The 23,489-nt window shown below is 65.2% G+C and carries 22 protein-coding genes and 1 pseudogene; 16 read left to right on the forward strand and 7 right to left on the reverse strand.

Annotation, left to right across the window (positions count from 1 at the left end; translation table 11 throughout):
- Positions 1 to 526, forward strand: a 526-nt coding sequence (locus VKI00_RS32180) for a hypothetical protein (RefSeq protein WP_324447316.1), incomplete at its 5' end; no start/stop codon positions are given.
- Between the two features lie 171 nt (positions 527 to 697).
- Here VKI00_RS32180 and VKI00_RS32185 read toward each other — a convergent pair.
- Positions 698 to 1,513 (reverse strand): annotated as a pseudogene (locus tag VKI00_RS32185) (DUF222 domain-containing protein); the annotation flags it as partial.
- Positions 1,514 to 1,615: 102 nt separating this feature from the next.
- Here VKI00_RS32185 and dapB point away from each other — a divergent pair.
- From dapB to VKI00_RS32205, 4 genes are read left to right on the forward strand one after another with little or no spacing between them, the layout of a single operon-like run.
- Entirely contained in the window at positions 1,616 to 2,353 is a 738-nt protein-coding gene (gene dapB / locus VKI00_RS32190; RefSeq protein WP_324447318.1) for a 4-hydroxy-tetrahydrodipicolinate reductase, read from the forward strand.
- A 5-nt stretch (positions 2,354 to 2,358) separates the two neighbouring features.
- Positions 2,359 to 2,835, forward strand: coding sequence for a hypothetical protein (locus tag VKI00_RS32195; protein WP_324447320.1), 477 nt, complete (start codon positions 2,359 to 2,361; stop codon positions 2,833 to 2,835).
- Positions 2,832 to 3,287, forward strand: a complete 456-nt coding sequence (locus VKI00_RS32200) for a flavodoxin (RefSeq protein ID WP_324447322.1) — start codon at positions 2,832 to 2,834, stop codon at positions 3,285 to 3,287. Before VKI00_RS32195 ends, VKI00_RS32200 begins: the two co-directional genes overlap by 4 nt.
- Before the next feature lie 2 nt (positions 3,288 to 3,289).
- Entirely contained in the window at positions 3,290 to 4,645 is a 1,356-nt protein-coding gene (locus VKI00_RS32205) for a sterol desaturase family protein (protein ID WP_324447370.1), read from the forward strand.
- Here the strand turns inward: VKI00_RS32205 and VKI00_RS32210 are convergent.
- The gene (locus VKI00_RS32210) at positions 4,642 to 4,932 is read right to left on the reverse strand and encodes a CDGP domain-containing protein (protein ID WP_324447324.1); all 291 of its coding nucleotides are present in this window, start codon (positions 4,930 to 4,932) and stop codon (positions 4,642 to 4,644) included. The genes VKI00_RS32205 and VKI00_RS32210 overlap by 4 nt on opposite strands.
- A 32-nt stretch (positions 4,933 to 4,964) precedes the next feature.
- Positions 4,965 to 5,270, reverse strand: a complete 306-nt coding sequence (locus VKI00_RS32215; RefSeq protein WP_324447326.1) for a CDGP domain-containing protein — start codon at positions 5,268 to 5,270, stop codon at positions 4,965 to 4,967.
- Positions 5,271 to 5,435: 165 nt separating this feature from the next.
- Here VKI00_RS32215 and VKI00_RS32220 point away from each other — a divergent pair, with 165 nt between their 5' ends.
- The 6 genes from VKI00_RS32220 to VKI00_RS32245 are packed head-to-tail and all read left to right on the forward strand — an operon-like array spanning position 5,436 to position 13,542.
- Positions 5,436 to 8,651 (forward strand): acetyl-CoA carboxylase family protein, encoded by a 3,216-nt coding sequence (locus VKI00_RS32220; RefSeq protein WP_324447328.1) that lies wholly within the window; start codon positions 5,436 to 5,438, stop codon positions 8,649 to 8,651.
- Entirely contained in the window at positions 8,648 to 9,469 is an 822-nt protein-coding gene (locus tag VKI00_RS32225; protein ID WP_324447330.1) for an SDR family oxidoreductase, read from the forward strand. Before VKI00_RS32220 ends, VKI00_RS32225 begins: the two co-directional genes overlap by 4 nt.
- Positions 9,466 to 10,242: an SDR family oxidoreductase gene (locus VKI00_RS32230; RefSeq protein ID WP_324447332.1), complete on the forward strand. Its 777-nt coding sequence runs from the start codon at positions 9,466 to 9,468 to the stop codon at positions 10,240 to 10,242. Before VKI00_RS32225 ends, VKI00_RS32230 begins: the two co-directional genes overlap by 4 nt.
- Positions 10,239 to 11,447 carry an acyl-CoA dehydrogenase family protein gene (locus tag VKI00_RS32235; RefSeq protein ID WP_324447334.1) on the forward strand — a complete coding sequence of 403 codons (1,209 nt, stop codon included), beginning with the start codon at positions 10,239 to 10,241 and terminating at the stop codon, positions 11,445 to 11,447. The genes VKI00_RS32230 and VKI00_RS32235 overlap by 4 nt, the downstream gene beginning before the upstream one ends.
- Complete coding sequence (locus tag VKI00_RS32240; protein ID WP_324447336.1) at positions 11,444 to 12,544, forward strand: acyl-CoA dehydrogenase family protein; 1,101 nt, start codon at positions 11,444 to 11,446, stop codon at positions 12,542 to 12,544. The genes VKI00_RS32235 and VKI00_RS32240 overlap by 4 nt, the downstream gene beginning before the upstream one ends.
- Positions 12,545 to 12,561: 17 nt before the next feature.
- Complete coding sequence (locus VKI00_RS32245) at positions 12,562 to 13,542, forward strand: aldo/keto reductase (protein WP_324447338.1); 981 nt, start codon at positions 12,562 to 12,564, stop codon at positions 13,540 to 13,542.
- Here VKI00_RS32245 and VKI00_RS32250 read toward each other — a convergent pair.
- Positions 13,517 to 14,554 (reverse strand): TIGR03617 family F420-dependent LLM class oxidoreductase, encoded by a 1,038-nt coding sequence (locus VKI00_RS32250; RefSeq protein ID WP_324447340.1) that lies wholly within the window; start codon positions 14,552 to 14,554, stop codon positions 13,517 to 13,519. The genes VKI00_RS32245 and VKI00_RS32250 overlap by 26 nt on opposite strands.
- A gap of 40 nt (positions 14,555 to 14,594) precedes the next feature.
- Complete coding sequence (locus VKI00_RS32255) at positions 14,595 to 15,332, reverse strand: dienelactone hydrolase family protein (RefSeq protein ID WP_324447342.1); 738 nt, start codon at positions 15,330 to 15,332, stop codon at positions 14,595 to 14,597.
- A 42-nt stretch (positions 15,333 to 15,374) separates the two neighbouring features.
- Between VKI00_RS32255 and VKI00_RS32260 the strand changes: the two genes are divergently transcribed.
- The 5 genes from VKI00_RS32260 (at position 15,375) to VKI00_RS32280 (ending at position 19,304) form a co-directional block, all read left to right on the forward strand.
- Entirely contained in the window at positions 15,375 to 16,175 is an 801-nt protein-coding gene (locus tag VKI00_RS32260; RefSeq protein ID WP_324447345.1) for a thymidylate synthase, read from the forward strand.
- Positions 16,172 to 16,669 (forward strand): dihydrofolate reductase, encoded by a 498-nt coding sequence (locus tag VKI00_RS32265; protein WP_324447347.1) that lies wholly within the window; start codon positions 16,172 to 16,174, stop codon positions 16,667 to 16,669. The genes VKI00_RS32260 and VKI00_RS32265 overlap by 4 nt, the downstream gene beginning before the upstream one ends.
- Before the next feature lie 95 nt (positions 16,670 to 16,764).
- Positions 16,765 to 17,460: a DivIVA domain-containing protein gene (locus VKI00_RS32270; protein ID WP_324447349.1), complete on the forward strand. Its 696-nt coding sequence runs from the start codon at positions 16,765 to 16,767 to the stop codon at positions 17,458 to 17,460.
- A gap of 60 nt (positions 17,461 to 17,520) precedes the next feature.
- Positions 17,521 to 18,747 carry a winged helix-turn-helix domain-containing protein gene (locus VKI00_RS32275; protein ID WP_414687352.1) on the forward strand — a complete coding sequence of 409 codons (1,227 nt, stop codon included), beginning with the start codon at positions 17,521 to 17,523 and terminating at the stop codon, positions 18,745 to 18,747.
- 38 nt (positions 18,748 to 18,785) lie between these two features.
- Positions 18,786 to 19,304: a GNAT family N-acetyltransferase gene (locus VKI00_RS32280; RefSeq protein ID WP_324447353.1), complete on the forward strand. Its 519-nt coding sequence runs from the start codon at positions 18,786 to 18,788 to the stop codon at positions 19,302 to 19,304.
- 23 nt (positions 19,305 to 19,327) lie between these two features.
- Here the strand turns inward: VKI00_RS32280 and VKI00_RS32285 are convergent, their stop codons facing one another.
- Together VKI00_RS32285 and VKI00_RS32290 are read right to left on the reverse strand one after the other, a co-directional pair.
- Entirely contained in the window at positions 19,328 to 20,761 is a 1,434-nt protein-coding gene (locus tag VKI00_RS32285) for a lipoxygenase family protein (protein WP_324447355.1), read from the reverse strand.
- Between the two features lie 83 nt (positions 20,762 to 20,844).
- Positions 20,845 to 23,463: a peroxidase family protein gene (locus VKI00_RS32290; RefSeq protein WP_324447357.1), complete on the reverse strand. Its 2,619-nt coding sequence runs from the start codon at positions 23,461 to 23,463 to the stop codon at positions 20,845 to 20,847.
- Positions 23,464 to 23,489 lie beyond the last annotated feature (26 nt).

Below are 23,489 nucleotides of genomic sequence, written 5' to 3' on the forward strand. Positions count from 1 at the left end.
AACAAGTTTCATGGGGGTTGCGTTCAGGCTCGCCGACGAGAACGAGGTGCGGGCGATTGTCTTTCAGCGGGTACTGCCCGCCGCCGAAGTCGCTATCGCGCTGATGCTCATGTTCTTCTGGCAGTCCAGTTGGCCCAAGTCGGCCCATCCCGTGCCGTCCCTGGTGATGCTCCCCCTCGGCGGCGAGATATGGATGCGCTCATACTTCGTCGTGCTCATCGCAGTCGTCGGCTACATCGGACATATGGCGCTGCGGACACTGATCACGCTTTACCGTGTCGCCCCAGGCGCGCGGTCGACCATCATCATGTACCTCGCGGCCTACGCCCTCGCGGCCCTCGCGTCGGCGGTGCAGCTCGGCACCATGTTCGTTCCATCCGTTCGCCCGCTCAACCCCGGCGGGGCGCTCGTGTGGACTCTGATGTGCGCGTGCGTGATCCTGTCGGCGATAGGGTCGGCCTGGTCGTGGCGACGCACGCTCGCCCCGTTCCGGCCACTCATCAAGGCCACAGGCGCGCGGCTCTGAGCCGCCGCTGTCACGCCCGCGTCAGCGTGAGCAGGTGCTGGTAGCTCGCGCCAAGCTCTGAAGCAGCGGCACCACTTTCGAGGTTTGTGGATCGGAAACTGTGGTCACGTTGGTCCGCCTGGGCATGGTGCAGTTAGCTTAGCCGCCCTAACAGTGTCATATCTGGTATGCCGCATTGAGCGCGTCGTGCTGACGTTGGGCATGACTGCGCAAGTCCTTGCTCGCGACATCCTGGTCGGGTTCGCCCACGACGCAAGGGCTTTCATCGCCGGGATTACACATGCCCGGGGCGGCAAACCGGGCCAGCCAGGCGTCCAGGTTGGCGCGCAGCTCCGGCGAAGCGACCAGCTTGCCGACGCTCATCCCGTCGGGCCGCTGCGCCGACCAGGTGAAGCCGCGCTGCCGGGCGCGGTCAATGTCCGAAAACTTTCCGTCGGGATTGATCAGCACCGCGCACCGGTTCGCCACCTTCTCCAGCTGGTCGGGCCGCAGCTTCGTCGCCTGCTGGGCCAGGAAGCGCTCCGCGCACTCAGCTAGGTCGACAGGGGTGTCCGCCGGCAGGTCACGCACGAACGTCTGAATCACCCGCAAGTGCTGCTCGTCGAGCATGCCGTCCCGCCAGGCCTGGGCAGTCGCCGGCAACTCCGGCGGCAGCGTCTCGCCGGTAATCGTCATCCGCGGTGCGAGCTGTCTGGCATCGCGCATCCGGCGACGCGCCTCGGCGCAGCTGATCCGCAGCCAATCGGCGATCACCTTGTGGACCGGGCCGCCGACGTCGGCCGGATCCTCCTCGGCCAGGCCCGCGATGAGATCGTGGCTGGGCACCTTCTGCTGACGCCGGGCGGTCTCCAGCCGCTCGAGTGCATGCAGCCGGACCCCGGGAGCGTACTTGTCGAGGTTCAACTCGCCGGTCGTCGCCACGGCCGCGTCCAGCGCGTCGAAGGCGGCGACCACCTCGGGCGGCACGGCGATGCAAGTCGAACCCATGTTCGAAACAATACCCAGGCCCGGGGACGTCGGCCGCCGTCGAAGACCCAACTGTGGATAAAGGCCGAACTGGGGATAACTCGGCCCGTCTAGGGTGAACTCATGCGGGTAGCGGTGCTGGGATCGAAGGGCAAAGTCGGCGCGACGATGGTCCAGGCGGTGCAGACCGCCGAGGATCTGACCTTGTCGGCCGAGGTGGACGCCGGTGATGCGCTGAGCTTGCTGACCGACAACAACACCCAGGTCGTCATCGACTTCACTCATCCCGACGTCGTGATGGACAATCTGAAGTTTCTGATCGACAACGGCATTCACGCTGTCGTTGGAACTACCGGCTTCACCGACGAACGACTGCAGCAGGTGCGGGCGTGGCTAGCCGCAAAACCGGATGTCGCGGTGCGCATCGCGCCCAACTTCGCGATCGGGGCGGTGTTGTCCATGCATTTCGCCAAGCAGGCCGCACCCTTTTACGAGTCCGTCGAGGTCATCGAACTGCATCACCCGCACAAGGCCGATGCCCCATCGGGAACGGCCGCTCGGACGGCCGCCCTGATCGCCGAAGCACGAAAAGGCCTGCCGCCCAACCCAGATGCCACCACGACGAGCTTGCCGGGCGCACGCGGTGCCGATGTCGACGGTGTCCCAGTGCACTCGGTGCGGTTGGCCGGGCTGGTGGCCCACCAGGAAGTGTTGTTTGGCACCGCGGGGGAGACGCTGACCATCCGCCACGACAGCTTGGACCGCACGTCGTTCGTGCCCGGTGTGCTGTTGGCAGTCCGTCGGGTCGCCGAGCATCCCGGCTTGACAGTGGGAATTGAGTCTCTGCTCAATCTGCAATGACCGAAATGACCGAAGCGTCGCGCGGTGTGCGCATCCAGCTGACGATCGCGTTCATGTGCGCGGCGCTGCTGGTGTACATCGTGTTGCTCGGCCGATCCGCCGTGTTGATGATCACCTCTGGGCGTGCCGTCGCCGTCGTCCTGGGCGTGGCGCTGTTGATCTTGCCCGCGATCGGTCTCTGGGCGATGGCCGCGACGTTGCGCGCCGGGTTCACCCATCAGAAGCTGGCCCGACTCGTCGCCGAAGACGGGATGGAGCTTGACGTCAGCGCGCTGCCGCGCCGACCATCTGGTCGCATCGAGCGCGACGCGGCCGACGCCCTGTTCGACACGGTCCGTGCTGAATTGGACAGCGATCCCGACGACTGGCGGCGCTGGTACCGGCTGGCGCGCGCCTACGACTACGCCGGCGATCGCGGCCGCGCGCGAGAAGCCATGAAGACCGCCTTGGAGCTGTATCGAGCACTGCAGGGCCGCGAATGAGTAAGACGCTGTTGGTAATTCACCACACCCCGTCGCCGGCAACCCGCGAACTGCTCGAGGCCGTGCTCGCGGGAGCCAACGACCCTGAGATCGACGGCGTCGAGGTGGTAGTGCGGCCCGCTCTCGCGGCGACCGTCCCCGACGTGCTCGACGCGGACGGCTACTTGTTCGGTACCACAGCCAATCTCGGTTATATGTCCGGGGCGCTCAAGCATTTCTTCGACACCGTCTACTACCCGAGTCTGGATCACGTGGCGGGCCGCCCCTATGGCCTCTGGGTACACGGCAACAACGACACCGTCGGCGCGGCGACGTCGGTGGAAAAGGTGGCCACCGGAATGTCGCTGGCCAAAGCCGCCGACGCACTGGAGATCACCGGCGCAATCGATGCCGCGGTCCGAGAGCGTGCCTACGAGTTGGGTGGCACGCTTGCCGCGACGCTGATGGAGTGAGCATGCTGGATGTCATGCACTCCGAACGCCGTGTGGTGGCAGCGCTGGTGGCGTTGCACGCGGTCGAGGTGGCCGGGCTCCTAGCGGCCGCAATCGTGACCCTGGATCTGGCGCGCTCGAATCCTGGTCGCGGGATGGGGATCGCTGCGCTGTTGCTGCTGCTGGCGATGGTCTGGGTCGGATGGCAGGGTTACCGACTGCTCGCCGGGCACAGGTCGCTGAACGTGGCCGGGCTGTCGGTGCAGTCGGGGGTGGTGATGGTTGCTATCGCGGTGGCCACCCAGAACCTCGCCGCCGGTGCAATCGGGATCGTGTTGGGGTGCGCGGTGCTCGCGGGTTGGGGTCGATTGGCCAAGACCGGTTCAGCGCCGACCGATCCGGTCGGCGTAGCGCCTCCGCCGCAAACCGTAGAAGTCGCAGCGGCTGGACCGGCCACACAGCTCGGGGTCAGCGGAGCAGTGCTGACTGTGCTGACGGCATTAGTGGTGCTGGCCGCGCTGAGTGTGCGCAGCAATGTCGTGTTCGGACTGGCGATTCTGGCCGTTATCTTCATCCCCCTCGAACGACTGTTCGCGCTGCACCCCCGCCGCGTGCTGCGCCGCGGGTGGCGTACCGACGTGGTGCACTATCTGGTCAACGGTGCCGCGTTGAAGGTGGGGCTGGTGGTCTCGGTGATCGCTGTGGGCAGTGTGTTGCGCGCGTTCGTGCCCGCACCGCTACGGCTCGGTATCGCCGCGAGTCCAACCTGGGTGCAGATCGTTGCTGGATTCGCGATCACCACGATTGGCGGCTATGCGGGGCACCGCGCAGCGCATGAGGTGCCGCTGCTGTGGCGGTTCCACCGGGTGCACCACAGCGTCCGCGACATGGATTGGCTTGCCGCCAATCACTTGCACCCGCTGGACGAGACCTTCGGTCGCTCTGCCGCCGTACTGCCGCTGTATGCGCTGGGCTTCGGCCGGGTCAGTCTCGGCGCGTTCGTCATCCTCATCACGGTGCAAGCCATCTTCATCCACGCCAACGTCCGGATCAGCTGGGGCCCGCTGCGCTGGGTGATCGCCACTCCGCAGTTCCACCATTGGCATCACGCCCGCGAGGCGGAGGTCTACAACACCAATTTCGCCGGCGAGTTCCCGGTTCTGGACGCCTTATTCGGAACTTTGTATCTTCCCGCAGACCGCTGGCCGGCGCAGTACGGTATCGACGATGTCGAGCCGGATGGATATCTGCGTCAGCTTGCCTGGCCGCTACGCACCCGGTGCGCGACTGACTCCGACGCGGAGCGCCCAAAGTTAGTTGGACAAGGGACAATCGCGCCGGTGTCTCCCTCAAGCAGGCAAAGCGGCAGCGTCTTCTAAGGGTCGATATGCGTTGGTGGCGTGGCCAAGATGGCGTCGCCGGCAGGTGGATTGCCGGCGCTCATCAGGTAGCAGTCGGTCTCCCCTTGAAACCGAAGCCCGTTCGGGTAGTACGTCATGCAGCGTTGCCACAGACCGTCAGAGGTGACGGGGTCGTCGCACATCTGTGCAAGTGGGTGCCCCGGCCAATCCGGGTTTATGCATCCTGCGCTTGCCGGGGGTGCCGCAGTGATCAGTCCGCTTGCCATCACAATGCCGGCCAGTCCCGCGACGATGTATTGCTTCATGCTGCTCTGACCTTTCGCTGAGGGTTGTCGGCTCAGTCGTCGATGTGCGTGGGTGGGTCATTGAAGGCGGCACCCCAAGGATGCTGGTCGGGACCCATCACATCGCACCTGTGCGATGGCAGGTAAGTGGTTGAGCGGTCGGTACCGGTGCCGCCAATCATCGTTTCAAATACCACGCAGCGTTGCCAGGTGCCGTCAGGCTGGACGGGTCCATCGCACCTGCTGAGAGCGCCCATCCATCCGCCGTACAGGCAGCCGGCGCCGGCCGGGGGTGCCGCGCTGATCAGTCCGCCTGCCACCACCATGCCAGCCAGTCCTGCGACGAGGTATTGCTTCATAACTCGCTCCCTTGCATCGCCGCTGGCTATGAGATTACTGGTTACGTGGGTCGGGTTTGCTGCGTTTGGCGGAAGTTTGCTGAGCAGCCCCGCCACAGTCACAAAACCGCGGTAGCGGATGATGTGATCCGGATGCGATATGGTCATCCCGACGAAGGACCGGATGTGACGCGAGTGCTGATCGCCAACCGTGGTGAGATCGCGCTCCGAATCATCAGAACCGCAACCGAATTGGGACTCGGCACGGTGGCCGTCTACGCCGAGGACGATGCCGACAGCCCGCACGTGCACGCCGCCGACGAAGCAATCGGCCTGCCCGGCGCCGGCCCGGCCGCCTATCTGGATCATGCCGCGATGTTGGCGGCCGCCAAGAAGTCCGGCGCCGAGTTGATCCACCCCGGTTACGGGTTCCTCAGCGAACAGGCGGAATTCGCGCGCGCTTGCGCGACGGCGGGGTACACGTTCGTTGGGCCAGATGCTGCCGTGCTCGAACTGTTCGGCAACAAGTCGTCAGCCCGCAGAGCCGCAGTCGCCGCCGGGGTGCCGGTGCTACCCGCCACGGACGGGCCCAGCAGCGTCGAGGACATCCGTGCATTTGCCGCCGACCACGACGAAGCGATCGTGATCAAAGCGCTTGCCGGCGGCGGCGGCCGGGGGATGCGGATAGTCCGCAGCGCCGACCAAATCGACAATGCCTACCGGCAGTGCGCGGCCGAAGCCCAACTCGGCTTCGGCGACCCGGCGCTGTTCGCCGAGGCGCATCTGGCCGATGCGCGACACATTGAGGTGCAGATCGTTGCAACGCCGTCCCGCGCACTGGCGCTCGGTGACCGGGACTGCAGCATTCAGCGACGCTACCAAAAGCTGGTCGAAATCGCTCCGGCACAGGGTATTTCCACAACGATGCGTCGCGACCTGCACCGGGCCGCTGCTCGGCTCTGCGCACAGGTCGACTACTGCGGAATCGCCACGGTCGAGTTTCTGGTGACAGGTGAGCAATTCGTCTTTCTTGAGGTCAATCCCCGAATCCAGGTGGAGCACACCGTGACCGAGGAGGTCACCGGGATCGACCTGGTCGCGGTGCAGCTCAGAATCGCCGGCGGAGCAGCTTTCCACCAGTTGAGGTTGCCGGCAGGCATCGTCGCTGGCGGCAGCGAAGTGGTCGGTGCGCCCGCGGCGGTGCGCGGCATCGCGATCCAGACGCGGGTCAACATGGAAACCATGGATGCCGACGGCTCGGTCATACCCACCGCGGGCACCTTGACGGTGTTTACGCCGCCGAGCGGGCCCGGTGTGCGCGTCGATACCTTCGGCCGTCCCGGGCTGACGCCGAGCCCGCGTTACGACTCGCTGCTGGCCAAAGTGATTACCCGGGTGCGCGGATCGTCGTTTACTGCGGCGCTGCGTAAAGCAGAGACGGCCCTGGCCGAATTCGGTATCGAGGGAATTCGCACCAATATCGGATTCTTACGAGAAGTTCTGTCGCACAGCCAAATTCGCTCAGGTCTGGTCACCACAGGTTTCGTCGACGAGAACCTTGCAACCTTGGTCGGCGCCGCGCAGTCTCGTCGTCATGAGAGCCGAGTCGCACCGCTCGAGCTGTATCCGGGCGAGGAGGTGCTGCGCGCACAGTTGGCCGGCACCGTTGTCGAGGCGGCCGCGGAAGGTGCCGAGTTCGCTGCGGGCGCGCAGCTGGTCGTGCTCGAGGCGATGAAGATGCAGCATGTGCTGACCGCGCCGGACGCGGTGTGCACGGTTCGGACTCTGGTGACGCCGGGGCAGGTTGTCGGAACCGGAGATCCGTTGGTGGTCTTCACCCGTACCGGCGTGGGCGCGCAGGCTCAGGGTCTTGCGGGCATCGCCGACCGCGACCTGGACCGGGATCGTGGTGACCTCGACGAGGTTCGTCGCCGTCACCAACTCACTCTGGACGAGGGCCGTCCGGCTGCTATTACCAAGCGGCACAAGCAGAATCGGCGCACCGCCAGGGAGAACATCGCTGACCTGGTGGACCCGGGCAGCTTTGTCGAATACGGCGCGCTGACGCTCGCGGCGCAGCGCAGTAGGCGCTCCGAGGACGACCTGATCGCCAACACCCCGGCGGACGGCCTGGTCGCCGGGGTAGCACGAATCGGGGGAGCCGAGGCGGCCGTGCTGTCTTATGACTACACCGTGCTCGCCGGCACACAGGGCATGCGCAACCATGCCAAAACCGACCGGGTTTTCGACGTGGCCGCCCGCAGGAAGCTGCCGGTGGTGCTGTTCGCGGAGGGCGGCGGTGGCCGCCCCGGTGACACCGACGTCGCCAGTGTCGCCGGTCTCGATGTGCCGACGTTCCGCGCGCTCGGGGCACTCAGCGGCGAAGTTCCGTTGGTGTCGATTGTTTCCGGGCGTTGCTTCGCCGGCAATGCGGCCCTGGCCGGAGCCTGCGATGTGATCATCGCAACCCCGGACGCGAACATCGGCATGGGCGGCCCGGCAATGATCGAAGGCGGTGGACTCGGTGAGTACCGGCCGGAGGACATCGGGCCCATCGACGTACAGCGGCGTAACGGGGTCGTCGGTCTGGTCGCGCGCGACGAGGCGCACGCGGTAGCACTGGCCAAACAGTACCTGTCGTATTTCGGAGGCCCGGTCGTCGACTGGGAGGCTCCGGACCCGCGGCGGGCGCGACATGCCGTGCCGGAGAACCGGTTACGGGCCTACGACGTGCACCACGCGATCGAATCGGTCGTCGACGTCGGATCCGTGCTGGAATTGCGGCCCGACTACGGAGTCGGGGTGGTGACCGCGCTCGTCCGCGTCGAAGGCGTGGCATTCGGATTGCTGGCCAACAGCAGTCATCATCTGGGCGGGGCCATCGACGCCGAAGCGGCGGACAAGATCGCTGACTTCCTCACGCTGTGCGAATCTTTTGGGCTGCCAATCATTTCGTTGTGCGACACACCTGGCTTCATGGTCGGCCCGGATGCCGAAGTGCATGGCGCGGTCCGGCGGATGAGCCGGCTGTTCATCGTTGGCGCCCGGCTGACCGTGCCGTTCGGGATGATCATTCTGCGCAAGGGTTATGGGCTGGGAGCAATGGGCATGGCCGGCGGCTCATTCCATGCCCCGGAGTTCACGGTGGCCTGGCCGACGGGGGAGATCGGCGGGATGGGCCTCGAAGGTGCTGTGCGGCTGGGCTTCAGCAAGGAACTGGCCGCCGTCGTCGACGCAAGCGAACGTCAGAACCTGTTCGACAAGTTGGTTGAGGCGGCCTACCAACATGGCAAGGCGCTCACCTCGGCTACCACTTTCGAGCTCGACGATGTGATCGATCCAGCGGAGTCCCGGGCGTGGATCACCCGGCTGCTATCCAGAAATGAAGGGAGTCGGTTGTGAAGGTCGCCGAAAAGGTCGCCATCGTCACCGGTGGCGGCAACGGCATCGGCGGCGCGTTGGCCGCCAAGCTGGCGCACCAGGACGCGCGCGTTGTCGTCGCCGATCTGGACGCCAACGCTGCGCGATCGGTGGCAGACGGGATCAACGCCGAGCGGCCCGGTGCGGCAATCGCTGCGGGCGCGGATGTCACCGACACGGCGCAGATCCAGCGGTTGATCACCCTCGCGGAAAGCGGATTCGGCCCGGTCGATATGTATTTCGCGAATGCGGGCATCACCGGCGTCGTGGGCCTGGAGGCCACCGAGAAGGAGTGGGACCGGTCCATTGACGTCAACCTGCGGGCGCATATCCGCGCTGCGCAATTGCTGATACCCGATTGGGTCGAACGCGGCGAAGGCTACTTCATCAGCACCGCCTCGGCGGCAGGGTTGCTCACCCAACTGGGATCGGCGACCTACGCGGTGACCAAGCATGCCGCTGTCGGGTTCGCCGAGTGGCTGAACATCACCTACGGCGACCAAGGGGTGCGGGTGAGCTGTTTGTGCCCGATGGGGGTGAACACCAAGCTGCTGTATGAAGGCGAGCAGACCGGTCACCCGCTCGGTGAGCTGGCCACCCGAGCGGTGACCACCGCGGGCGACGTCTTGGAACCGGCGGACGTGGCCGACAGCGTGCTGGCGGCGATCGAGGAGGAGCGCTTTCTGATCCTGCCGCACGCCATCGTGCTGGACATGTACCGGCAAAAGGCCACCGACTACGACCGCTGGCTGAGCGGCATGCGCCGCTACCAGCGCAGCCTGCAAGGAGACACGCTGTGACCGCCCAAAACACGAACGCCCAGAATCTGGCCGGCCGAACCGCGATCATCACCGGCGCCTCGCGCGGTATCGGGCTGGCCATTGCGCAGCGACTGGCCGCCGACGGCGCGAACGTGGTGCTCACCGCCCGTAAGCAGGAAAGCGCCGACGCCGCGGCCGAACAGGTCGGCGGCAGCGCGATCGGTGTGGCCGCCCACGCCGTCGAGGAGGACGCCGCAAAACGCTGCGTCGATCTGACCCTCGACCGCTTCGGCGGCATCGACATCCTGATCAACAACGCCGGCACCAACCCGGCATACGGCCCGCTGATCGAGCAGGATCACGCCCGGTTCGGCAAGATTTTTGAGGTCAACCTGTGGGCGCCGTTGCTGTGGACGTCGCTCGCGGTCAAGGCCTGGATGGGTGAGCACGGCGGTGCCATCATCAACACCGCCTCGATCGGCGGCATGCATTCGTCGCCGAACATGGGGTTGTACAACGCCACCAAGGCCGCGCTGATTCACGTCACCAAGCAACTGGCACTGGAACTTTCACCGCGAGTCCGGGTGAATGCGATCTGCCCAGGCGTGGTTCGCACCAGGCTCGCCGAGGCGCTGTGGAAGGACCACGAAGAGCTCGTGTCGGCGCGGACCGCGCTGGGACGCGTCGGCGAACCGCCCGACGTCGCGGCTGCGGTTGCCTTCCTGGTATCGGACGAGGCGAGCTGGATCACCGGCGACACCATGGTGATCGACGGCGGCCAGGTACTCGGCGACGCGGGAGGATTCCGATGAGCGCCGACGAGCAGGCGATCGCTGAGGATTTGCGCGCCCGGGTTCGGGCGCTGCTCGACGAGCACGACCCGTCAAGCAGTGACCCACAGGATTTCCTGGCGGCGCGATTCGACGCCGGTCTGGCGTGGGTGCACTTCCCACGCGGTTCCGGCGGGCTGGAGCTGCCGCGAAGTTTTCAGTCGCAGGTCGAAGCCGACCTCGCCGCGGCGGGCGCGCCGCCGGGAGGCGGACCACACAACGGCATCGGGATGGGCATGGCGGCGCCGACGATTGCCGCCTTCGGCACCGCGGAGCAGCAGCGAAAGTTCCTGCGGCCGTTGTTCACCGGAGAGCACTTCTACTGTCAGTTGTTCAGTGAGCCGGGCGCCGGATCCGACCTGGCCGGGGTTTCCACCCGCGCGGTGCGGGACGGCTCGGAAGGTGGGGACTGGATCGTCAATGGGCAGAAGGTGTGGACGTCGAGCGCGCAGAAAGCCCAGCGGGCGATCCTGGTCGCACGGACCGACCCGACCGTGCCCAAACATCAGGGGCTGACCTATTTCGTGTGTGACATGACCGACCCCGGCGTCGAGGTCCGTCCCCTGCGCCAGATCACCGGTGAAGCCGAGTTCAACGAGGTGTTCCTGACCGACGTCCGGGTACCCGACGCGAACCGGCTCGGCGCCGAGGGCGGCGGCTGGAAGGTCGCGACCACCACGCTCAACAACGAACGTGTTGCCATCGGGTCGATGGCCGGCATCGGCCGCGAAACCGGGATGATCGGAAAGGTCGCCGGCGCCTGGCGGGCCGAACCGCAGCTGCGCAATCCGGCAATGCACGACGAGCTGATGCGGCTGTGGGTGGAAGCGGAGGTCGCCCGGCTGACCAGCCTGCGGCTGCGCCAGCGGCTCACCGCCGGTCAGCCCGGCCCGGAGGGCGCCGGAATGAAGGTGACGTTCGCCCGTCTGGCCCAGGCGATTTCGGGCTTCGAAATCGAGTTACACCCCGAATTTGGTCTGCGTTACGACGATTGGACCATGCGTCAGCCCGAGGGGGTCGATTTCACCGGGCGTGAGCCCGGGTATCGCTACCTACGGGCCAAGGGCAACTCGATCGAGGGCGGCACGTCGGAGATCCTGCGCAACACCATCGCCGAGCGCATCCTCGGACTGCCGCCGGAACACCGGGTCGACAAGGACATTGCTTTTAAGGATCTAGACAAATGAGCGATCTGTTGTACTCCGACACCGAAGAAGCATTGCGGGACAGCGTGCGCCGCCTGTTCGCCGACCGGTGCCCGCCGGAATCGGTGATGAGCGTCTATGACCCTGCCCCGCATGACTTTTCGAATGTTTGGCACACTCTGGCCGCCGATCTGGGCATGGCCGGCCTGCTGGTGCCCGAGCAACTCGGCGGCGCGGGCGCGAGCGCCCGCGAGGCGGCCGTGGTGATGGAGGAGATCGGACGGGCCGTCGCGCCGGTGCCGTTTCTGTCCAGCGCGGTGCTGGCCACCGTCGCGCTGTTGGAGGCCGCCGGTACCGAGGCCACCGAGACGGTCAAGGGATTAGCGGCCGGCTCGCTCACCGCCGCGCTGGTGGTGCCGCTGTCCACCGCGCCCGACGACGCGGTTGGCGGTGTCGCCTGGAGCGGCGACGGGCTGACCGGACGAGTCACCAGTGTGGCCGGCGCGGGCGAGGCCGACGTCCTGGTGGTCCCGGCGACCGGACCCGATGGGCTGGAGTTGCACACCGTCTCTCGTGACGCGGCGGGCGTCGACGTGTCGCCGGTGCTCAGCCTCGATATGACGAGGCCCCTTGGAAATATTGAATTTTCGTCGGCTGCGTCGTCGCGCGTCGGCGCTGCCGAGGCTGCGGTGCGGGCGGCGCTCGAGACGGGTGCGGCCCTGCTCGCGTCCGAGCAGCTCGGCATCGCGCAGTGGTGCTTCGATACCACGCTGGCTTACGCCAAGCAGCGCAAGCAGTTTGGCCGGGCGATCGGGTCCTACCAGGCGATCAAGCATCGGCTGGCCGATCTGTGGATCGAAGTCAATGCCGCTGCGGCGGCGGCCCGATATGCCGCCGACACCTGCGCTCGGCGAGACGACGACGCGACGATCGCCGCGGCTGTCGCGCAGGCCTATTGCAGCGGAGCGGCCGTGCACGCTGCCGAAGAATGTGTTCAGCTGCACGGCGGCATCGGAATGACGTGGGAGTACCCGGCGCATCTTTACCTGAAGCGAGCCAAGAGCGATCAATTGGCGTTCGGCACCGCTTACCGCCATCGCGCACGGTTGGCCGAGTTGGTCGACCTGCCGGTGTCCTAGCCAAAAGGAGTTCAACCATGGACAAACGCATCCTCGGCGACAACCTCGAGGTTTCGGCGATCGGATTGGGCTGCATGGGCATGAGCCGCGGCTTCGGACCGTCGGGGTCCAGGGCCGAGATGATCGCGGTGATCCGCGCCGCCGTTGACCGCGGTGTCACCTTCTTCGACACCGCCGAAGCCTATGGCGACAACGAAGAACTGGTCGGCGAAGCCTTGGCGCCATTCGCGGGGCAGGTGGTGATCGCAACCAAATTCGGCTTCGCCTTCGCTGCCGACGGCAACATCAACGGACTGAATAGCCGGCCCGAGCACATCAAAGACGTTGCCGACAATTCGTTGCGGCGCCTTGGCGTCGAGACCATCGACCTGCTCTACCAGCATCGGGTGGACCCCGAGGTTCCGATCGAGGACGTGGCCGGGACGGTCAAGGAGCTGATCGGTGAAGGCAAGGTGCAGCATTTCGGGATGTCGGAAGCGTCGGCGAAGAACATTCGTCGCGCCCACGCGGTGCAACCCGTGACCGCCCTGCAAAGCGAATACTCGCTGTGGTGGCGGGAACCCGAGACGGAAATACTGCCGACGCTGGCCGAACTCGGCATCGGCTTCGTGCCGTACAGCCCGCTGGGTAAAGGCTTCCTCACCGGAAGTATCCGCGAGAGCACACAATTCGACAGCTCCGACATCCGCAGCAGCATCCCGCGCTTTGCCGCCGACGTCCGCGAGACAAACCGCGCAGTGGTCGACCTCCTGCAGACGATCGCTGCCCGCAAGGGCGCGACGCCCGGCCAGATCGCGTTGGCCTGGCTGCTCGCACAGCAGCCGTGGATAGTGCCGATTCCCGGCACCCGTCGGCTGGAACGGTTGGAGGAAAACCTGGGCGCGGCCGACGTCGAGTTGACGGATGCCGATTTGCGTGAAATCGATGACGCCGCAGCGCATATCGAGGTACAGGGCGCGCGCTATCCCGACTTCATGAAGCGGTTGATCGGCCGCTGACCCGGCGCGCCACCTCGCCGTACCGCTCGACGCGGTCCGAATCGCCCAGGGCGCTAAGAGAGTTGTACAGCACGATCCGGGTCGCGATCGTGGCGTACTTCGCGGTGAGCGCGTCGGCCAAGCCATCCCAGGTCGACTCGGTGGCGAAGACGGCGATGTGCTCGTCGGATATCTGGGCCGCCATGCCGGCGAAGTCGCCGGCCTTCTGCTTCTCGCGAATCCGAGCGGTCGTGCCGTCGAACCCGGCCTCATCCCAGACGAACGCGTAATTCGGTGTGCTCCCGTAGAAGCTCATGCTGGCTCGCACGAGTTCTCGTTCCTTGTCGCGCTCTTCGTCGCCGTCGCCGACGATCGTCATCACCGGCACGATGAGCGCGATGTCCGACGGTGAACGTCCCGTCTTCGCCGCTCCTTCGGCGATGTTCGGCAGCGCGTGACGGGTCAGGTAGCCGGGCTCGCCGAGGGGATGGATGTGTACCCCGTCGGCCACTTCGCCCGCCATCCGCAGCATCCACGGATTCACCGCGGCGATATCCACTTTGGGGTCGGGAGTGTCGATGGGCCCCGGGCTCCATTGCGGCGTAATGAAATCGAGATTGTAAAACTCGCCGTGGTGATCGAGTTTTCCGGTGCGAAAGGCCGAGAAGCACGCCTTGACGGCGAGCAGGTAGTCGCGCAGCCGTGGACCGGGCCGCTCGAAGTCCACGCCGTAGCGCCGCACGACGTGCGTGCGCACCTGCGTCCCCAGACCGAGCCGGAACTTGCCGCCGGTGGCCTCCTGAAGCTCCCAGGCGGTGGCCGCCGTGACGAACGGGCTACGCGGAAAGGCCACCGCGACGCCGGTGGACATCTCGAGCTCGGGTGCGGCCTGCGAGGCGACGGCGACGTTGAGGTAGGCCGTGCGGCCCGTTTCGGTGAACAACAGGCCGGAGAACCCGGCGGATTGGGTTCGTCGGGCGAGGTCGCCGATCCGGCCCAGCGGTGCCGGGGTCGTCATCGCGTCTACGTGCATGGGTGGGAGCCTACGACCGCGATCCGGCCCCCTCCCGCGGCTAGCCCAAGTGTGCCCCGAAGAAGTCACGCATCGCGTTCCAGTGCCGGTCGGCCGCGACGGCATCGTAGGGCGCGTTGTCCGGAACGGCGAAGCCGTGCGCGGCCGGATACGTCTCGATCGTGTGCTCGACGCCGGCCGCCGTGAGCGCCTTGTCGAGCTGCTCGGCGTGGTCGTCGGTGAACGACGCGTCGTTCTCAGCGCCGCCCACGTAGACCGCTGCCTGGATCTGGTCGGCCCGCAGGTGCGGGCTGTCGGCCTGGTCGGTGACCAGCCCGCCGCCATGGAAGGACGCCGCGGCCGCCACCCGGTCCGGAACGAGCCCGGCGACGGTCAATGCCGCGCGCCCGCCCATGCAGTAGCCGGTGATGCCGAATTTCGTGCCGCTGACCTCGGGTCGGCCGGCCAAGTAGTCGAAATACGCGTTCGCATCGGAGGCCCAGTTCTCGGGGCCGATGCTGCCGATGAATGACATCAGGCGCTTGCGCTCGTTGTCGTCGGTGAATGCGGTCGCCATGTCGAACGGTGCCCAGTCGCCCTGGCGGTAGTAGACGTCGGGCACCAGCACCGCGTAACCGAAGTCGGCCAGCTTGGCGCCCATCTCGTCGAAGGTGTCGCGCACACCGCCGGCGTCGGGGTACATGACCACCCCGGGCCAGGGACCTTCGCCTTCGGGGGTGAACAGTCGGACGGTGCAGGTGCCGTCGGGAGTGGTGATGGTGTCGGTGATGTTCGGCATGCCATCCGTTCTACTCCGCGGAGTTGGACGTAAGCTGGCCGCGTGCCAATCGCCACGCCGTACGAGGATCTACTGCGCCTGGTACTCGAGCGGGGCACCCCCAAATCCGACCGCACCGGCACCGGCACCCGCAGCCTGTTCGGCCACCAGATGCGGTACGACTTGTCGGCCGGCTTCCCGCTGATCACCACCAAGAAGGTGCACCTCAAGTCGGTGGTCTACGAGCTGCTGTGGTTTTTGCGCGGTGACTCCAACGTCGGCTGGTTGCACGAGCACGGAGTAACGATCTGGGACGAATGGGCCAGCGACACAGGTGATCTCGGTCCGGTCTACGGCGTGCAGTGGCGGTCCTGGCCGACGCCGTCCGGCGAACAGGTCGACCAGATCAGCGCTGCGTTGCAGCTGCTGCGGACCGATCCGGATTCCCGACGCATTATCGTCTCGGCATGGAACGTCGGCGAGATTCCGCGGATGGCGCTGGCGCCGTGTCATGTGCTGGTCCAGTTCTATGTGGCCGACGGTCGGCTCAGCTGTCAGCTCTACCAGCGCAGCGCCGACCTGTTCCTCGGTGTGCCGTTCAACATCGCCAGCTATGCGCTGCTGACCCACATGATGGCCGCGCAGTCTGGTTTGGCGGTCGGCGAGTTCATCTGGACCGGCGGTGATTGCCACATTTACGACAACCACGTCGAGCAGGTCGCCGAACAGCTGAGCCGCGACCCGCGGCCATACCCGAAACTTGTTTTGGCGCATCGTGATTCGATCTTCGACTACACCTACGACGACGTCGTCGTGCAGAACTACGATCCGCATCCGGCGATCAAAGCGCCCGTCGCGGTATGACGCCTCCCGGCGGCGAACTGGGTCTGATCTGGGCTCAGTCGACGTCGGGAGTCATCGGCCGTAGCGGCGGTATTCCATGGCAGCTGCCGGAGGACCTGACCCACTTCAAAGCGCTGACGATGGGTCACACCGTGGTGATGGGCCGCCGTACCTGGGAGTCGCTGCCGGCGAAGTTTCGTCCGCTGCCGGGCCGCAGAAATGTCGTATTGACCCACCAGACTGGCTTCATGGCTGAAGGCGCAACGGTGGTGCGAAGCCTGGACGAGGCGTTGACCGATCCGGACACCTGGGTCGTGGGCGGGGAACAGATCTATACACTCGCGATGCCGCGGGCCAGCCGCTGCGAAGTTACCGAGGTCGACATCGATCTGCCCCGCGATGACGGCGACGTCGTCGCCCCACTGCTCGATGAGACGTGGACCGGTACAACGGGGGAGTGGGAGACCAGCCGCACCGGGCTGCGCTACCGGTTCCACACCTACCTCCGCTCATGAGCGCTCGGTCTGCGCCGACGGTACGACCTGACATATCCTCGACTAGAGGCCGGTCATAGGCGTCGAGCAGGCGATTTCAGAAGGGGGCATTGGCGATGGAACCCGAATCCGCGAGGGCGTTTTCTCGCACGTTGGGGGGCTATAAGCCGGCTGCGGTGGACGCTTATATCGAGGAGCTGGCCACCAAGCAACAGTTGCTGCTCGACGACGTCGAGAACTTAAGGACCCGGCTCAAAGACCTCGACGATGAATCAGCCGCGTTGCGCAAGGAGGTGACCCTCCTCACGGACACTTCACCGTCGCCGCACGCGGTCCAACAACGGATGGCAAAGATGTTGCGGCAGGCGGTTGACGAGGTCGCCGAGATGCAGGCCGAGGCGCAGGCCGAAGCATCGGCGTTGATCGCCAAGGCCAAGGCCGAGGCCGACGGCGAGCAGCAAAAGCACAAAGAACTACTGGTGAACCTGGATGCGCAGCTAAACGCCCGCCAAGCCGAATATGACGACGCCAAAGCAAAGGTCGCGGCCGAATTGGACAGGATGACGGCTGAAAATCAATCGGCGATCGCTGAGGCCTGGCGGGACGCCCAGCAGGAACGTGAGCAAGTTCTCGCCGACGCGAAGCTCGAGGCTGATCACTATCGCGAGCAGGCTCGGCGGGCGGTGGACGAGGCGAGTCAGCAACGAGTCAAGGTCCTGGAGCAGTTGATGGGCGTCTACCGCGACCTTGAGGGGGTTCCGGCCGATCTGGAGTCGGCGTACCAAGAACTCAAGAATCCGCCGGAGGATTGAGCCCGCCGTAGCCTTACCGCCGAGAGTGTCAGTACCGAGCGTATTCTCGGCGCCGTGTCGATCCGGCCCGTCAGGCTGACCGCCGCGCAAGCCCGGCGATTAGCCGTTGCGGCTCAGGGCTTTAGCGAGCCGCGGCCCAGCAGCGCGGTAACCCGGGCGCACCTGCGGCGGCTGATCTCCCGCACCCAAGTGCTGCAACTGGATTCGGTGTCGGTGGTCGTGCGCGCCCACTACGCGCCGGTGTTCAGCCGACTCGGTCCGTACGACCGTGCTGTTCTGGACCGTGCGGCCTGGGATCATTCCGCCCGGTCGCCGCGGCTCCTGGTGGAGTACTGGGCTCACGAGGCCGCGCTGATGGCGGTCGACGACTGGCCGCTGCTGCGCTGGCGGATGCGGCAGTACCATCACGGCCGGTGGGGCACCCACATCGTGAAGGCCAACCCGCGGCTCGCCGACAAGATCGTAGCCGCCGTCGCCGAGCTCGGTCCCAGTACCGCGGGGCAAATCGAGGAGCATCTGGCGACCGGGCCGCGCGGTCCGCGGGGAGCGTGGTGGGGCAGCCGCAGCGACACCAAGTGGGTCGCCGAGGCGTTGTTCGCCTCCGGGGTGCTCACCACGGCGACCCGGGTCGGGTTCGCCCGGCACTACGACCTGACCGAGCGGGCGTTGCCGCCCGATGTGCTGGCGCGGGAGGTCGACGAGGACGACGCCGTCCGAGAGCTCACGCTACGGGCGGCGACCGCGCTGGGCGTGGGCACCGAGCCCGACATCCGCGACTACTTCCGGCTGGCCGCCGGGCAGGCCAAGCCGGCGATCGCCAAACTGGTGGCCGACGGTGAGCTGGAGCCCGTCGATGTCGACGGCTGGTCGGCGCCGGCGTATTTGGTTGCGGGGCAGGCGATTCCGCGCCATAACCGCGGCACCGCACTGTTGTGTCCGTTCGACCCGCTGATATTTTTCCGTCCACGGGTGGAGCGGCTGTTCGGATTTCACTACCGCATCGAGATCTACACGCCGGCGAACAAACGCCAATACGGTTACTACGTATGGCCGTTTCTGCTGGACGGTGAGTTGGTCGGGCGGGTCGACCTCAAGGCCGAGCGCGCCGCGGATGCGCTGCATGTCGTCGGGGCATACGTCGAGCCGGGCCGGCCGCCGTCGCGGGTGGCCGCGGCGCTGGTCGATGAGCTGGAAACGATGGCCACCTGGCTGGGATTGGCCGGCGTGACGGTCGGTGACCGCGGCGATTTGGCAGGCGAACTGCGGACGCGACTGCAATCGCGATGACATCAGGCAAACGTGTGCGGCTGCCGAAGGCTCCCCAGTTGACCGACGGCCCGGATCTGGTATTGCGCCTGCCGCTTCCCGGCGATGTGGACAACATCGTTGCGCAATGCCGCGACGCCGAGTTCCAGCGCTGGACGCGGGTTCCGGTGCCATACCGGGAGTCAGACGCAGAGGACTTTGTGAAAAGGGTCGCTGCAAACTGGCGGGCTAACGTCGCGATGTTCGCGATCGCATACCACGGCCGTTTCTCCAGGAGCGTGGGTTTGCAGTTCGACGGCATCGGCGGCGCCGAAGTGGGCTACGGGCTGGCCCCATGGGCGCGGGGCATGGGTGTGATGACTCGTGCGCTGCGGCTGGCACTGGCTTGGGGCTTCGGGCTACCCGGTATCGAGGTGGTCTATTGGCTTGCGCAAGTGGGCAACTGGCCGTCGCGACGGGTTGCCGGACGCTGCGGGTTCCGGATGGAAGGAACGGTCTGTGGGCTGCTCGAACAGCGCGGCCAGCGGCGCGACGCCTGGATCGGCTCACTGCGTCGGGGCGAGCCGCTGACCGGGTAGCCACGCGGACCGGCTTCCAGCGATTAAGCGTTGATGTTGACCTTCAAGTCGCGTGGGTAGACTCGCCACACCGCATGCGGAGTGCTTTCCATCTTCTTCTGCAGCGCCTTAAGGTCGGTTTGGAACCGCGACAGCGCGACCCGGGCTTCCTTCAGGGCGATGTGATCGAAGTTGTGTATCAGTGCGCGGCGGTGCACGTTCAGGGTGTAGTTTGCATTGACCAGGCGCTGGTAAACGTCCAGTGGCTCGGCTTGGAAATCCGCATAGATCCGCGCCGGCTGGCGGTGTGTCCACAGCTGGTAGTTCCACATAAAACTGCCCAGGATCTCGTGCTGCGCGGTCACCAAATACAGCTGGCCCGCCAGCATTCGCGCCAACTCGTCCCAGGTGACGTTCTTGCGGCTTACACCAACGCCGTTGGGAAGCAGCACGTTAAGTTCGTCGAGCCACGCCATCACTTCTTTGTCTTTGCGCACAGCGATGGTGCCGTATGGATCTCGCGGGTAGTAGATCTCGAGATAGTTCTGCACAAATCTGTGCATGACGTCGAACAGCTCTTCCAGGTTGTCCTGCGTCGGTTTATCGAAGCCGGCGCCATGCAGCCCCCGCGACTTACCATCGGTTTCAGGGTCGTTGACGCTGTGCTGGTATTCTCGGTAAGTGTCGTCGAATAAGTCGCACATGCCCTTGAAGGTGAAGCTGAAGGTGGTCTCGAAGTCGCCGCCGCGCGCCATCTGCCCGCGGGTGACCATGTCGTTGCTCTGCAGGGTGCCGTAAATGTACGGCCACAGCAGTCTGAACAGCGAGTGATCCTTCGGGAGGCTGTTGCGCGTAGCGATGGCCAACTGCGCGCCGCCTGTCAAATGCACCCAGTTGAAGTGGCGCACGAGTGAAAGGTGCGTCGAGACGGCGCACAACGCAATCTTGGTGGCCTGGTCCCACTCTGGATGGGATGGCGTGATTGTGCCCAGCGCGCAGTCGATTTGATAGGCCTGCAGCAAACGTTTTCGCGCATTCTCGCGGAACAGCACCCGCGCACCGATCTTCACCAGCCCGGGGTGATGTTCGTAGTCGTCGAGCATGGTCAGGTCCCACTCCCAGGCACCGTCGGCACGGCTTTTGGTGTAGCAAGCGTAGGGACCGCGCACCGCCAGCGAGCCGAGGTCCGGACTGCCCAGATATTCGGGCGGTAGTTCGGGGTCGTGGAAAAGGCTGCGACGCAACCCGTTGAACGCTCGCTTCAACGCCACGTGCGGGTCAGGGTCGATTCTTGGCAGGCCTGGCTGCATCGGTGAATAGATCTTGTAGGCCCATACCTGTGCGCGATAGACAATGCCGTGCCAAGAGCGCTCATCCTCGGGGATGTCGGCGGGCGGACACACCATCACTTTGTCGAGCGACACGTCGGGGATCGCCTCGCTCATCCGCATCGGTTTGATGTAACCCCACTTTGCCATTGGCAACTTGATGTTGACCGGCTTAGCAAAAGCGAATTTCGCCAAGGTTATGAAGTCCCAAAAACCGCGCCGGAGAATCCATCTCAGCATTCGCGCTCCCGAAGATGCTCGACATGGCGGTACGCGTCGCCGCGCCGCGGATGAGGCTTCAGTTCGCAGTCCCACTCGCGCAGTGGATGTCGTTTGGGATCCAGCTTGGGTGTGTCGTCCCAGGGCTCGAAGGCGTTCTTGATGTTGGCCAGGCCGGTGTCGGCGAGCTCGGGGTAGTGGCGCAGGATCACGGTCTTCAGATCGGTGTGATCGATCCAGCGCAAGCCTTCCGGGGTGTACACGTCCTCGTTGTAGCAGTCGGTGTAAAAGCGGTCGGCCTGCAGCCGTCGGCTCGCGCTCACGATGAAGATTTGAAACACCGTCTCACCGAACCCGAATCCGGTGGGTCGATGGCTTTCGGCCAGCGTGCCGATCAGCAGGTCCAGGTCCTCGACGTTGTCGTTGTACGCGGACCGCAGCCTCGTCACCACACGGGGGTCGTCGGTGAGGTCATCAAAGCTTTTAATCTCGGTCAGCCCCAGCTGACGGCGAAACTCGTTGTAACGCGGCACACCGCGTTCCCGTGCGCGCACGATGTCGACTGTGCCCATGTCCAAGAACACATTGCCCGCGACGCTGAGCTCCTGCATGAAGCGCGGATAGTTGTTGAGCACCAACGCGCCCGGGTGCTGGTTGCCGAACGAGTAGAACAGGTCCGACATCGCGTAGGTCTTCGTTAGCTCGACCGAGCCATGCTGGCGCGTCGCGGGTAGGGCCACTTCCTTCACCACGCGCTTCAGGAGGCGGCTCCATATTTGCAAGGTCTCGGGCAGCAGCGAATGTAGACGGTAGACCTCGACGAATTCCTCGGATAGCCCAAACGGGCTGTGATGTCTGTTGATTGGGTTGCCGACGATGCCGCCGAGTTCGGGGTTGCGGATGTTCACCTCGGACACTGTCTCGCGCTCCTTGGCCTTCGGCTTCAGGTAGGTGAGCAAGCCGTACCAGTTCGAGTTCAGCCCTGTTTCGAGTGTTTGGTTGGGCAGGATGGCCGGGGTCCATTCGACGGAATGGATTTTGGCCATCACCCCGGCGTTGATCAGCCGCGCGAGATTGAAGAGGCGGTTGTCGTCCCACGCCGGGTAGGCGTCGTACAGCATCTCGCAGATTGCGTTGTGCTCGCGCACGAAAAGGGTGTGCAACATCGTCAGGCCTACCCACCAGTTGCGCCTGAAGCCGGTGTCCTCCACGTCGGTGGCGAGAGGCAGAGTGCCGTCGTTGCGCAGCTTCATCTTGCCCATCTCGCCGCTGCGCAGGCGTTTCTGGGTGTCCTTGTCGCTGCCGTAGATCTGCGACCCGTCCCACCAATGCGTGACCTCGTTGATCGAACTCGTGCAGGCAGGCTCCCCGTGAGGTTTGCGGGTCGGGTCGGTTTGCGTTGCGCCGATCCCCAAGTGGACCTGTCGGTACCGGTCGCGTGCCGAGTCGCCATCGACCAGCGGCACGTGGATGAATTTGTCGGGGTCGGTGTCGCCGTGGCTGACCCAGTCGTGGTTCATGAACTGAATCCAGGAAGCGGCCAGCAGGTTCAGGAATTCAACGGGCTCCATCTTGGGCCGGCCATCGGGACCGATCGGGCGGGTGAGCAGCTTGCGGCTGATCTCGCGCGGGTTCGGCTTCAGGAGTCGGTCCTCATCCTCAGGGCAGGTGACCGAGAGATCAACGTTGCGCAAAAATCGCGTGTTTGCGGCGCCCTCCTTCGGATCTGTGAGGTTGTTCCAGCTTCCGTCGGCCGTGCGGAATTGGGTGACGCCCAGTGGCGGCCTCTGGCCCGGCTTTTGAAAGCCGACCAGTGTCCCGCGCGGGTAGGTGCTTATCAAGTTGTGCGCGTTTAGCTGCTCCCTGATGTAGGCCAGCATCAGAACGCCGATCGCCCAGCCGTGGCGGTACCAGTCGGTCCAGATCCTCCCGCGGTAGCCGATTTTCCGCCCCACCCATTCGATAAGCCAATTCATGAACACGGTCAATACGGCGCCGAGCGCGTCGCCCAGGACGAGTCGCAGACGCTTAAAGCAGCGGCAGCCCCACCGACGACGCAGCGGCCTGGGCAGGTCTCCGTCGTGTACCTGTGGAGGCTTCAACAGCGTTTTGGCGTCGAAGTACACCGGTTTTGGTATTTCGACCTTGATCTTGGCGGTGGCGTTGGCTTCTGCGAGGGCTTTCATCTTTTGCCAGTCGGGGTCGTGAACGCCGGCGGCTGTCAACGCCTCGGCGTAAAGCTTTGCAGCGTCCTCGTAGTCCTGACGCTTGAAGCGGGCCAGGGCGGCGAGCGCGCACGCCTTTGCGTCGCGCTCCGCGGCGAGAAGAGCTTCAAACCACTTGAGGACGTTCTCGTATTCGCCCCTTTTCAGGGCTTCCAACGCTTCGTCGTAAGACACAAGAAACTCCTCGCATGGGAAATCCGGGAAACCAAAACTTACTCGAAGCGGGTGGGAACTAGTGCATAAACATGCAATTATCCAGCGGGAATACGGATTATCGTTAATTTCCTTTACGTTTTCTGCTGCGAAAATGATAGGGCACTCACCCGGGTGCGGCTGACCAAAAGTGTTGCCTGCGTGTGTCGTGTGCGCCAAACGGCTTCCTCGGCAGCGCCGGCAGCCGATAATCACTCTGTTGGTGCATCAGGCGGTTCGCA

Origin of the sequence: Mycobacterium sp. (genome assembly GCF_035314665.1) — a bacterium.
Taxonomy (GTDB): Bacteria; Actinomycetota; Actinomycetes; order Mycobacteriales; family Mycobacteriaceae; genus Mycobacterium.

What these genes read in the sequence shown, in the direction of transcription:
- VKI00_RS32240 (WP_324447336.1), top strand. Translation starts at nt 11,444, where the DNA reads ATGAGCGATCTGTTGTACTCCGACACCGAAGAAGCATTGCGGGACAGC.
- dapB (WP_324447318.1), top strand. Translation starts at nt 1,616, where the DNA reads ATGCGGGTAGCGGTGCTGGGATCGAAGGGCAAAGTCGGCGCGACGATG.
- VKI00_RS32270 (WP_324447349.1), top strand. Translation starts at nt 16,765, where the DNA reads ATGGAACCCGAATCCGCGAGGGCGTTTTCTCGCACGTTGGGGGGCTAT.
- VKI00_RS32245 (WP_324447338.1), top strand. Translation starts at nt 12,562, where the DNA reads ATGGACAAACGCATCCTCGGCGACAACCTCGAGGTTTCGGCGATCGGA.
- VKI00_RS32210 (WP_324447324.1), bottom strand. Translation starts at nt 4,932, where the DNA reads ATGAAGCAATACATCGTCGCGGGACTGGCCGGCATTGTGATGGCAAGC.
- VKI00_RS32235 (WP_324447334.1), top strand. Translation starts at nt 10,239, where the DNA reads ATGAGCGCCGACGAGCAGGCGATCGCTGAGGATTTGCGCGCCCGGGTT.
- VKI00_RS32215 (WP_324447326.1), bottom strand. Translation starts at nt 5,270, where the DNA reads ATGAAGCAATACCTCGTCGCAGGACTGGCTGGCATGGTGGTGGCAGGC.
- VKI00_RS32285 (WP_324447355.1), bottom strand. Translation starts at nt 20,761, where the DNA reads ATGGCAAAGTGGGGTTACATCAAACCGATGCGGATGAGCGAGGCGATC.
- VKI00_RS32205 (WP_324447370.1), top strand. Translation starts at nt 3,290, where the DNA reads ATGCTGGATGTCATGCACTCCGAACGCCGTGTGGTGGCAGCGCTGGTG.
- VKI00_RS32265 (WP_324447347.1), top strand. Translation starts at nt 16,172, where the DNA reads ATGACGCCTCCCGGCGGCGAACTGGGTCTGATCTGGGCTCAGTCGACG.
- VKI00_RS32250 (WP_324447340.1), bottom strand. Translation starts at nt 14,554, where the DNA reads ATGCACGTAGACGCGATGACGACCCCGGCACCGCTGGGCCGGATCGGC.
- VKI00_RS32195 (WP_324447320.1), top strand. Translation starts at nt 2,359, where the DNA reads ATGACCGAAGCGTCGCGCGGTGTGCGCATCCAGCTGACGATCGCGTTC.
- VKI00_RS32200 (WP_324447322.1), top strand. Translation starts at nt 2,832, where the DNA reads ATGAGTAAGACGCTGTTGGTAATTCACCACACCCCGTCGCCGGCAACC.
- VKI00_RS32255 (WP_324447342.1), bottom strand. Translation starts at nt 15,332, where the DNA reads ATGCCGAACATCACCGACACCATCACCACTCCCGACGGCACCTGCACC.